This is a genomic window from Tenuifilum sp. 4138str, assembly GCF_041102575.1.
GTDB classification, from domain to species: Bacteria; Bacteroidota; Bacteroidia; order Bacteroidales; family Tenuifilaceae; genus Tenuifilum; species Tenuifilum osseticum.
In genome coordinates this window covers 73009-85034 of record NZ_JBGCUE010000005.1, presented here as the reverse complement: position 1 = coordinate 85034, position 12026 = coordinate 73009, and the positions used below count along the sequence as shown (strand labels likewise).

At 41.1% G+C, this 12026-nt stretch carries 7 protein-coding genes; 5 read left to right on the top strand and 2 right to left on the bottom strand.

Going from position 1 to position 12026, the window contains the following annotated elements:
* The first annotated feature begins 7 nt into the window (after positions 1–7).
* The 3 genes from AB6811_RS06660 to gyrB all read left to right on the top strand — a co-directional run bounded on the left by AB6811_RS06660 (position 8) and on the right by gyrB (position 6931).
* Positions 8–3055, top strand: a complete 3048-nt coding sequence (locus tag AB6811_RS06660; RefSeq protein ID WP_369489663.1) for a tetratricopeptide repeat protein — start codon at positions 8–10, stop codon at positions 3053–3055.
* A 10-nt stretch (positions 3056–3065) separates the two neighbouring features.
* Entirely contained in the window at positions 3066–4736 is a 1671-nt protein-coding gene (locus AB6811_RS06655; protein ID WP_369489662.1) for a TonB-dependent receptor, read from the top strand.
* A 215-nt stretch (positions 4737–4951) separates the two neighbouring features.
* Complete coding sequence (gene gyrB / locus AB6811_RS06650) at positions 4952–6931, top strand: DNA topoisomerase (ATP-hydrolyzing) subunit B (protein ID WP_369489661.1); 1980 nt, start codon at positions 4952–4954, stop codon at positions 6929–6931.
* A gap of 25 nt (positions 6932–6956) precedes the next feature.
* Here gyrB and AB6811_RS06645 read toward each other — a convergent pair whose 3' ends face one another.
* Both AB6811_RS06645 and AB6811_RS06640 read right to left on the bottom strand, forming a co-directional pair.
* Positions 6957–8120 carry a toxin-antitoxin system YwqK family antitoxin gene (locus AB6811_RS06645; protein ID WP_369489660.1) on the bottom strand — a complete coding sequence of 388 codons (1164 nt, stop codon included), beginning with the start codon at positions 8118–8120 and terminating at the stop codon, positions 6957–6959.
* A gap of 6 nt (positions 8121–8126) precedes the next feature.
* Entirely contained in the window at positions 8127–8978 is an 852-nt protein-coding gene (locus AB6811_RS06640) for a fimbrial biogenesis chaperone (RefSeq protein ID WP_369489659.1), read from the bottom strand.
* 330 nt (positions 8979–9308) lie between these two features.
* Between AB6811_RS06640 and AB6811_RS06635 the strand changes: the two genes are divergently transcribed.
* On the top strand, positions 9309–11138 hold the full coding sequence (locus AB6811_RS06635; protein WP_369489657.1) for a SpoIIE family protein phosphatase: 1830 nt from the start codon (positions 9309–9311) through the stop codon (positions 11136–11138).
* Between the two features lie 85 nt (positions 11139–11223).
* A complete protein-coding gene (gene dapF, locus AB6811_RS06630) occupies positions 11224–12003 on the top strand; it encodes a diaminopimelate epimerase (RefSeq protein ID WP_369489655.1) in 780 nt (259 codons plus the stop codon).
* Positions 12004–12026: the final 23 nt, after the last annotated feature.

Below are 12026 nucleotides of genomic sequence, written 5' to 3'. Positions count from 1 at the left end.
TTGAATGATGAAAAGGTTATTATTCCTAGTTTACCTCTTCGTTTTCTTTTTTCAAATCGCGCTTACAGCGCAGGAGAGCAGTAGGTTCAACTCCCTGAACATAGCTTACGAAAAAGGACTTGACCTATACCAAAAGGAAATGTATGCCGATGCTCAAAAAACATTTGAGCAATACATTGCAAGCTTGCCTAAAGGTTACTACCAGCAAAGGGTTTCAGCTGAGTTCTACAGGGCAATGTGTGCAATTTTTCTGAATAACGATGATGCTGAATATCTTATAGGTCAATTTATTCAAAGCTACCCTGAAAGTCAACTTATTGATCAGGCATACTTTGCCATGGGAAAAATGCAGTACCAGCAAAAAAAGTATTCGCAGACGGTATATTGGCTTTCAAAAGTTGATAAGAACGGATTGGAAAAAGACAGGCGTTTTGAGTGGCAGTTCATGCTAGGATACTGTTATTTCATGACTAACGATTACGAATCGGCCAATAGATGGCTGTTCCAGGTGAAAGACATCGATAATAAGTTTGCAGCGCCAGCAACCTATTATTACTCGCACATTGCTTACATTCAAAAGAAATACGCTACTGCCCTAAAAGGTTTTGAGAAACTTCAGAACAATGAACTTTTTGCTCCACTTGTTCCTTACTACATTACTCATATATACTACCTACAGGGTGAATATAAAAAGGTAACCTCCTACTCCCCTCCTTTAGCTAGGGATGACAAAAACAAACGTGCACATGAAATTGCCAAAATTGTTGGTGATGCCTTTTTCAAGCTTAAACAGTACGATAGCTCACTAACCTACCTTAGGATTTACGAGGAAAAAAACAAACAGCAACTCTCACGTGAGGATATATACCTTTTGGGATTTGCCTACTACAAAAATACCAAGTATTCCGAGGCAGCAAAGTACCTGGAACGTATTTCCACCGTTGACGACTCCCTAAGCCAAAACGCTAACTACCACTTAGCCGACTGCTACCTTAAGCTTGGTGATAAGAATAAAGCTCGCCAAGCATTTGGACTTGCCTCAAGACTTGATTTTGATAAAATTATAAAGGAGGATGCTCTATTCAACTTCGCCAAGCTAACTTACGAACAGCTTTATGCGCCTTTCAATGAAGCAATCGATGCCTTTAAGGCATACATCAAAGAATATCCCAATTCACCCAGAATTGATGAGGCATACAACTACTTAACACTTGCCTATTTAAGTTCAAGAAACTACAAGGAGGCAGTGGAATCGTTGGAGAAAATCACTAAGAAAGACGCAACCATTAATACAGCCTTACAGCGTGCAGCATACTTCCGCGGACTGGAACTTTTCCAAAACCTTAACTATACCGATGCAATACAAATGTTTACAAAATCGCTTGAGTATGCCGGTTATAACCAACAAATTGCAGCACAAGCGCTATTCTGGAGAGCTGAATCGCACTACCGCCTATCAAACTACGAAAACGCAGCCAATGACCTTGAAAGGTTTATAGTTACCCCTGGATCTTTTGGCCTGGAGGAGTATCTTATTGCACACTATAACCTGGGCTATGCGTACTTTAAAATGAAACAGTACGATACAGCCATTACTTGGTTCCGTAAGTATAATAGCTTACTGAACGATTCGCGAGTAAACACGGTTGCCGACGCTTACAACAGGATTGGTGACTGTTTCTTTATCCAACGACGCTATTGGGCTGCAATTGATTACTATGAAAAAGCCGCTAACCTTGATGTGCTCGATGCCGACTACGCCCTATTCCAAAGAGGTTTTTCATTGGGTTTGGTTAGCCGTCCGGAGAAAAAGATAGAAACATTAAAGGGGCTTCTTAGCAAATACCCAACATCAAGCTACACCGATGATGCAATTTTTGAGATAGCTGAGGCATATAACATTCTTGAAAATACAAGCCAGGCCATTGATTTCTATAAGCGAGTTGAGTCGGAATTCCCCAACAGCAGCTACTACCCAAAAGCTTTAGTTCAAATTGGACTGCTATACTACAACTCAAGCGATTTGGAAAACTCACTCGCATACTACAAGAGAGTTGTGGAAAATTATCCGAATACGCCTGAAGCCAAAAATGCCCTAATAGGTATTAGAAACATTTATATAGATAAAGGCGATGCAGCAACCTACTTTAACTATGCATCCAAGCTTGGATCAATTGCCAATATAAGTGCTTCCGAGAAAGACTCGCTAAGCTACATGGCAGCGGAGAAAGTTTACCTTACAGGTAGCTGTGAAAAATCAATACTTGCATTTGAGGACTACCTCAGCGAAAACCCTCAAGGTAGTTTTGCTGTAAATGCAATGTACTACATTGCCGACTGTAATATCCGGAATAACAACGTTGATAAGGCAGTGGAATACTTTGAAAATATAATTAATAGACCCCGTAACAGTTTCACTGAACAAAGCTTACTAAGGATTAGCAATATCTACCTTAACCAAAAACAGTACGAAAAAGCTTACACCTACCTTGACAACTTAGAGTCGATAGCTGAAGTTAAGAGTATGTTGCTCGATGCCCGTTTAGGCAAGCTACGCTGTGCATTTGAGCTGCAACGCGACGACCAAATGCCCGTGATTGCGGCAAGTATTTTGAGTACCGAGAAGCTATCGCCTGAACTCGAGCGTGAAACCCGTTTTAAGTTAGCCAAAGCCAACTACCGTTCCAAAAAGTACGACGATGCCCTTATTGAGTTCTCAAAGGTTGCACAGAACCTCAAGACTATTGAAGGTGCTGAGTCCAAGTACATGAAGGCTCTAATTTACTATGAACGCGGCGAGTATAATAGAACTGAAAACGAAGTTTTCTCATTTGCAGAGAACAATACTCCCCACCAGTACTGGTTAGCCAAAAGCTTCATTTTGCTTGCCGATTCATATGCCGCTCAAAACGACTTCTTCCAGGCCAAAGCTACCCTACAAAGCGTTTTAGATGGCTACTCAAACACTACCGATGGAATTATCGACGAGGCTACCACAAAGTTAAACCAACTTGTAAAATCGGAAAAGGAACGTCAATCTGTAAAACAAGATTAATTTCACAGCAATGAGAAGCGGAATAAAATACATAACAATAACCCTGTGTGCATCAATGTTTTTAATGGCAGGCAGCCATACCGCTGCGCAAACCAACGAGTTGAAAAAGGAAGTACAAGTTGTTAGACCCTACGAACCATCTATTTCCGATGCAAACAAGATCAACCTTCAACCTAAGATTGTTGACACCATAAAGGTGAACCCCAACTTTACCTACTCCATAGTCCAACGGCCTATTGAAACCTACTTTACGCCTACTCCCCTATCGGCTGCCCGAATGGTTTCCGAACCATTGCCCGATTTACATATGAGTTACATGCGTGTAGGTTTAGGGAACACAGCCCTTCCCTACGCTGAAGCCTACCTCAGCAGTAACCGAAACAAGGATAACCTTTACGGTGCTTGGGTAAAATTTTTTAATACTAACTCCAAACTTGAACTTACCAACAACCTAAAGGTTAAAGCCCCCGCATCAAATATCGATATCATGGCATTTGGTAAGAGAATGTTTAACCAAAAAATTTTACTGGGCGACATCGGCTTTACCCAAAATAACCGAACTTACTATGGTTACTTTTTTGAAAATCCTGCGCTCACACCTTCCAACGACAAGCAAAGCATAAATAGGTTTGCTGCAAATCTTGAATTTAAAACCACAAACAAAGATTCAGCTAGCATAAACTACCATGCTCAAACCAACTTCTACCATCTCACCGATAGGTACGACCTTCAGGAAACAATGATTACAGGACTCTTTAACCTCAACAAATATTTTGGACAGGAACAGTTTGGCGGCGAAATTTCGTTCACCCATTACGGTCGCTCCAATCCAACAGGTTCAAAAAATAACGCACTTTTGCAGATTAAACCCTGGGCCCATTTCTTTGGCGACCAATGGCATGCCTATGCCGGTTTAAACATTATTTACGATGCCAATGGAAATGTAAACAACACCTACTTCTTCCCTCGCGCTTACCTCTCGTATGATATTGTTAGCCATTACATTATACCCTATGTTGAAATTGATGGCTATGTTCAGGAGAACTCATACTCTCATCTTCTAAAACAAAACCCATGGTTGACCTCGAGCATTGATACATGGAATACTGTATATAAACTCATGGTAGGCGGAGGGGTTAAAGGTAAATTCAGCCCTACCGTTTCGTATCATGTTAATGCTAACTACTCCATTATTGATAGTTTGGGACTAATGGTTAACATCAACTTCGATAACAATAACCCCTTATTTAACCGATTCAGCTTATTATACGAAAATACGGAGCGAACTACGGTTAAAGGAGAAATAGCTTTTGAACCATCAAAATCGTTTCAAGTAAAACTTAATGGAGCATTTTACCAGTACAAAACGCAAAAAATATCACACCCCTGGCATTTGCCCGATTACGAAATTATTGGCTTTATCCAGTATGCATTCCGGAATAAGCTGAAACTGAATGCTGAGGTATTTGCTATAGGCAAGCGATGGGCAAAGGATCCTAACGATAGCCCAATTAGACTTAAAGAATACATAGACATCAACCTTGGTGCTGAGTACATCTACAATAAAAGAATGTCGATTTTTGTTTGCGCAAATAATATTACTGGGGCAAAATACCAGCTATGGTATCTGTACCCAACCCAAAGGTTTAACATGCTGGCTGGAGTGAGTTACAAATTCTAGAGATATTGCAACTTATCCAGTGATCAAAAAGACATCTTCTGCTTATACCCAAATATGTAGGGTTTGATATCAATTTAAAAATATCAACATCAAGTGTAATTAATTAAATGTCAATTAGTTGGTCAAATAAAAAAGATACAAAACCATTAAGATAAACCAAATATTTTGGTTATCTTTGAAGGTTAATTTTAAAGTTGATTTAGTGCTATTCTGCTATGAGCGATAAGGAAAAAGAATTAAAGGGTGAAAATGGAAATGTTAGCTACTCAGCCAGTAGCATTCAAGTTCTGGAGGGGTTAGAGGCTGTGCGCATGCGCCCAGCCATGTATATTGGCGACACAGGAAATAAAGGATTACACCACTTGGTTTACGAGGTGGTTGACAACTCTATTGACGAAGCACTTGCGGGCTACTGTAATTGCATCGATTTAGTTATTAACGAAGATGGGTCAATAACTATTTCCGATAACGGACGTGGAATACCGGTTGACTTCCACGAAAAGGAAAAGAAGTCGGCACTGGAAGTGGTGCTTACGGTTCTCCATGCTGGTGGTAAGTTCGATAAGGACTCATACAAGGTTTCCGGTGGGTTGCATGGTGTGGGTGTATCGTGCGTTAATGCACTCTCAGTAACCCTAATTGCCGAGGTTAAGCGCGATGGAAAGATATACAGGCAGGAGTTTTCCCGCGGTAAGCCAACAACAGAGCTTAAGGTTATTGGAAGCACTGAGGAAACCGGTACAACCATAACATTCATGCCCGATAGCCAGATATTCACTCAAACCACTGTGTTTAACTTTGAAATTCTGGAATCGCGGCTAAGAGAACTAGCTTTCCTTAATAAAGGCATTAAGCTAACCCTTACCGATAAACGCGAGATAATTGAAAACGGTACCCGTAGTTACCGTTACGCTGAATTCTACTCACAGGATGGTTTAAAGGAATTCATCAAATTTTTGGACCTAAACCGTGAGCCTTTAACTGAAAACATTATTTACATTGAAAACGACAAAGGTGAAGTTCCCGTAGAGGTTGCCATGCAATACAACACTTCATTCTCCGAGAACGTCCACTCATACGTAAACAACATAAACACAATTGAAGGTGGCACCCACCTTACGGGGTTCAGAAGTGCACTTACCCGCACCCTAAAAAAATATGCCGACGACTCAGGAATGTTGAGCAAGCTCAAATTCGATATCAGCGGCGACGATTTCCGCGAGGGATTAACTGCTGTAATCTCTGTTAAGGTGGCTGAACCCCAATTTGAGGGTCAAACAAAAACCAAGCTGGGAAACCCCGAGGTTCGTATAGCTGTTGACCAGGCGGTAAGCGAAGCCCTGGCCAACTACTTGGAAGAAAACCCTAAGGACGCAAGGAATATTGTACAAAAGGTAATACTCGCCGCTCAGGCTCGTCATGCTGCCCGTAAGGCACGTGAGTTAGTTCAGCGTAAAACCGTTCTTTCAGGTTCAGGTCTTCCCGGAAAACTTGCCGACTGTTCCGATAAGGACCCAGCTGTATCAGAGATCTTTCTTGTTGAGGGCGATTCGGCAGGAGGTACAGCAAAACAAGGACGCGATAGGCGTTTCCAGGCAATTCTACCGCTACGTGGTAAAATCCTGAACGTGGAAAAAGCCATGCAGCACAAAATATTCGAAAACGAAGAAATTAAGAACATCTTCACTGCGTTAGGAGTTTCAATTGGAACAGAAGAAGATAGTAAGGCCATTAACCTTACGGGATTAAGGTATAATAAAATTATTATCATGACCGATGCCGATGTTGATGGTAGCCACATCGCAACACTTATTATGACCTTCTTTTTCCGCTATATGACCGATTTAATAAACAAGGGTCACCTCTACATTGCAACCCCTCCTCTATACTTGGTTAAAAAGGGTAAGGAAGAACGATATTGTTGGAACGAAGAGGAACGATTGAAAGCTGTTGAAGAGCTTGGTAAGGGAAAGGATGGATCGGTGCATGTTCAACGGTATAAAGGTTTGGGTGAGATGAATGCCGAACAGCTTTGGACTACAACCATGAACCCTGAAACCCGAATACTCCGTCAGGTAACCATTGAAAGTGCCGCTGAAGCTGATAGGATTTTCTCCATGCTCATGGGCGATGAGGTTCCCCCTAGGAGGGAGTTCATTGAACGTCATGCCAAATATGCAAATATCGATGCGTAGTAGAAAAGGCCGGAATTCCGGCCTTTTATTTTTCTATCCCTTCAAGGCTAAATCGTTTCTGCAGCAAACCTTGGCCATCGTAAAGCCACTTTACCGATACCGGATTCCCCATCAAATACCATATCCTACCGGCAATTGCTCCATTGGGATAGAATGTTGTCCAAACACCATTTTCTTTATCATCAATGTAATTCCCATCAATAATAAGCGCTCCCATACTGTTAAAATATTTCCACCTACCGCAAGCTTTCCCCTTACAGTAACTACCATGCTGTTTCACATTTCCGTTTGGCCACCAAAAAATCCATTCGCCATCTAAAACCCCTTTTGTAAAATTGCCTTGGCCATGCTTTTGTCCACCCTGATAGTAGCTTGTCCACCATCCCACCTTTTGGTTCATTAAATAGCTTCCGGTTTCTTTTATACTACCATCGGGGTAATACTCAGTATAATTCCCATCCTGAGAACCATTTCGATACTCTGCCTTAATCTGCAATACACCATTCTCATAATTCGATATCAAAACGCCATCTATCCTTCCATTACTATAGTAGGCCTTTCGCATTAGTACTCCATTTTTATAGTATGCGTAAAGCGTATCGCAGTAATTACCCAAACATTTAGTGCCCTTATAGTTAAGCTCGCCAGTATCGTAATAGGTTTCCCAGAGTCCGTTAAGGGTATCGTTTTTATATCCACTACGCAGACGGAGTAATCCGGACTCGTCGAAAACCTCACTTATCCCATTTAGCCTACCCTTACTATATTCTGATTTTGCGCTAAGCTTTCCGTTAGGATAGTAAGTCTCAAGCACTCCATCCAAAAGGTCATTCTTGTAGTACCCTTGCTGGTAAAGCGTACCATCGGAATTCCAGAAGAGGAAAGGGCCATCCTTTTTGCCACTGTTATAATGGAATAGGCTTAACCTAGCACCACTTGGGTAGTAAGTAATCCAAACACTATCGGGTTTTCCGTTTGTATAGAAACCCTCTTGATTTAAAACTCCGTTATCAAAAAAGTAAAGGTAACGGCCTTGTCGTAAGGTATCGCCATTAACTACTAATCCTTGAAACTTTTCTTTAACCATCCCATTTGGAGCTTGCCTTTCAACAAAAACAAACGTTGACTGGGCAAATAAATAGCCCGCCAGCTGAAAAAATCCTACAAATAGAATGGCTTTTAACCTCAAGGGTAATTATGGATTTACTTTAGTACTATCAGCTTTATCTGCTTTAGGTATCTCGCCAGCTATATCAATAACAAGCTGCGATCCTTCCAGTGGGTATTTTGGGCCATAGTCAACAATAATAGCCAAGGCATACTTTCCCGCTGGTAAATCATTTGGCAACTCCATTTCCACAGTCCTAGTTAGCTTAGGAAAAATTTCAAAATCCTTTGGAGGAAATTGTTTTTCCTCAGCAGTTAGCATATTCGATGCCAAAAGGAAAACCTTACATTGAGCAACCTTATCGCCAAGGTTTTCAATTACTGCAGAAAATTTTCTTTGAGGGTCGCCTGGCTTAGTTACTTCTTGAAAGTTGCTAACCTTAATGGAGTAGTTTTGATTTGACTTGGGCGACTGGTAAACCAATACACCAATTCTTCCGCTTACAGTTATTCCTGCAGCAAGCTGCTTATCGGCACTCCAACTGGTTTGCTCACGGGTTGGTTGTATAAAAAGCATACACCATGCAGTCCCGTATTCCTCGCCAGGAACTAGCATGTTAACCTGAATTTGAATATCCTCGCCCGGATTCAACTCAAAAAAAGCCGGGTTAACGTTAATCCAGTTTGCGCAGGTGCGCTTGGTTGAATTAGGAGGTAGAATTTTCCGCTCTCCGCTTGTTGTTGGGAGAAAATCAGCGAACGAAACGGTATATGATACTCTCCTACTGCTATGATTCTTTACGGTAATAGTTTTCATCTGACTTGTAGCGGGTTCTGCATCAAACTCCAAACGCACAGGCGCTACCTCAAAATCTTGACCAAGGGCAAGATTAGAAAATAGTAACCCGCCAATAATGTAAAACAGGTTTCGCTTAAGCATACTTTTTTAACCTTTTAAATATTTTCCAATTTTCAAAAATAAATGATAAAAGCAAAATATTTCCCATAAAAATATTAAAAATATCGATAAATAGAAGGTAAACGTATTTAAAAATTTGCATTTATCATGGTTATACTGCTTAAGCAGAGCAAAGGGCATTTTAAAAAGTTAATATTTATCCTAGGTGTAAAAAGCAACTTAGTTAACTCAGGTTTGGATTAAATAAAATACATGGTTGTTTTTTGAACAATAAAAAAAAATAAGTAAGTTTGAGTAAAATATAATTACAGGTTGAAACAGGTTAAACTGATTTTTTTAATGTTTTTTGTGATGGCCACTGCTATTTACGCAGTTGGCCAGCAGGAGATTGTTACAATCCCAAAAGAAAAGCAGGACGATATTGACAGATACAAAGAGTTAGTAGTTCGATATAAGCAGGCAAACAACTCACAGCAAGCGGCATTCTATCTGAATAAAATAGCATTTATTTATTGGGAGTTTGGTAATCCCAAAGAGGCTATTAACTATTTTCTTGAAACCATTCCGCTCAACGAAAAGGTTGGAAACTATAACGATATTAAGGCTGTTTACAGCAACATAGCTCTAATATACTCTGACATGGACAGGCTCGATCTTACCCTTGAGTACTTTTACAAGAGCCTTGAAGCCCGCAGAAAACTTAATAATAAAGGAGAGGTTGCTGCCGGTTTAATTGATGTTGCATACATTCACACAGCCCTTAACCAATCCGAAAAAGCCATTCAACTGCTTGAGGAGGCACTTGAACTTTCCAGGGAGGTAAACAATCCCCGCTTAATCCTTAACTCGCTTAAGCTACTTGCCCAAAACTACGATAACCTAGGAAACAAAGCCAAAGCAACTGAGTTTGGCGGTATGGCTAACGCCTATGAACAACAACTTGCCACCCAGCAAATAAAAACTGAATACGAGACAAAGGTTGTAAAATCGCAAGCCGAAGCAGAAAGGGAACGTATGCAACGTACCCAACAGGAGCTCCTTATGAGTTTGCGCGAGTTGCAATCAAAAGCCATGCAAGACTCCCTTAACTTTGTAGTTCTACGTAAGCAGGATAGCCTTCGCAAGGCAGAGGAGGAAGCCCAACGCAAGCAAACCGAAATTGATCTGCTTAATACCGATAGAATGCTCAAGGAGGCACAGCTGAGGGAGCGAGAGGCTCAATCCAGAGTTCAAAGGATAATCATTCTGGCCGGTGCAATATTTGTTTTAGTACTGATTATCTCATCGGTTGCCATCTACAAGAATTACACAGACAAAAAGAAAGCGAACGAACTGCTTAACCTGCAAAATATTGAAATACAACAGCAACGCGACCAAATCCAGAAACAGAACGAGAACATAAGTAAGAGTATTAACTACGCACAAGGCATTCAAAGGGCCTTACTCCCTCCACAATCCAACCTACAGGCTATTTTCCCTGAATCGTTCATATTTTTCCGTCCACGCGATGTGGTGAGTGGCGACTACTACTGGTTCAAGGAGTTAACCACCGGATACGGATCCAATGAAAAAACGGGTAAAGTTGCCGTATCGGCAATTGACTGTACTGGACACGGTGTTCCCGGTGCGTTCCTGTCCATGATTGGTTACAACCTACTCGATGATATTGTATTCCGTGGAATTCATAAACCAGGAGCTATTCTAACCGAACTTAACAATGGTATCCGAAGAACCCTTAGGCAGGATGAAACCGATAACCGTGATGGTATGGATATGGCCCTTTGCGTTGTTGATACCAAAACTAACATTGTTGAATTCTCTGGAGCTAAAAACCCCTTAGTTTATGTGGTTAACAACGAGGTGAACCGTATTAGAGGCGATAAAGAATCAATTGGAGGCGGAATGGATTACCGTAACGATGAGTTCACCACCCACGTAATAAAGGTTGAAAGCCCTACATGGTTCTATATGTTCTCCGATGGGTTTATCGATCAATTTGGGGGCCCCGATGGACGAAAATATATGATTAAAAATTTTATTGACCTTCTGGCTGGCATATCCATTCTGCCCCCCGATCAGCAGCGCGAGATTCTTAAAAACACTTTAAAGGATTGGTTGGGAACAAAATATCCGCAGGTTGACGATATCCTAGTGGTTGGCTTTAAAATCGATCCTAAATAATTTTTAATTTTCTCCTATTAATTTCCAATTTTATTGGGTTCTTCGTTATTTTTCCCGAATATTGTAGGGTACTATTACATGAATTATGATGCTACAGTTTTTTAAATACCATGGTGCTGGTAATGACTTTATAATGATTGACAATCGTGACCAAGCTTTTACCCCAACGGTTCAAGGTGTTAAACACCTTTGCGACAGACATTATGGAATTGGAGCCGACGGTCTTATATTGCTTGAAACCCAGAATGGCATGCCATTCATGCGTTACTTTAATTGCGATGGTAACGAGTCGACCATGTGCGGGAATGGGGGAAGATGCTTTGCCACTTTTGCCAAGAAAATTGGGCTGGCCAACGGATTATCATTCGACTTTCAAGGGATTGATGGGATGCACTCGGCAATTTTCAATACCGATGGCACAGTAAAGCTCAAAATGATTGATGTAGAAACCCTAGAAATAATTGACGATTGTTACTTTATCAATACAGGCTCCCCGCACTATGTGACCATGGTTAGGGATGTTAATGGCGTTGATGTGGACCGCGAGGGCCGCCTCATAAGGCAAAGCGTGAATTTCAACAATGGAGGAACCAATGTGAATTTTATTCAGGAAGTAGCTCCTGGTAGAATAAAAATCCGAACCTACGAGCGGGGTGTAGAGGCTGAAACCCTAGCCTGCGGAACTGGTGCAACAGCATCAGCCATAGCATACTCTCACTACTTCGATATCAACCAAACCCCAATTGAGGTTGAAGCCCTTGGCGGTTTACTCAAGGTCTATTTTGATCAAATTGAAGAAAAATACCTGAACGTTTGGCTCGAAGGGCCTGCCGAAGAAGTTTTTGAGGGCAAAATTAATTACTAAAACAAAATTGCATTAATTTCATT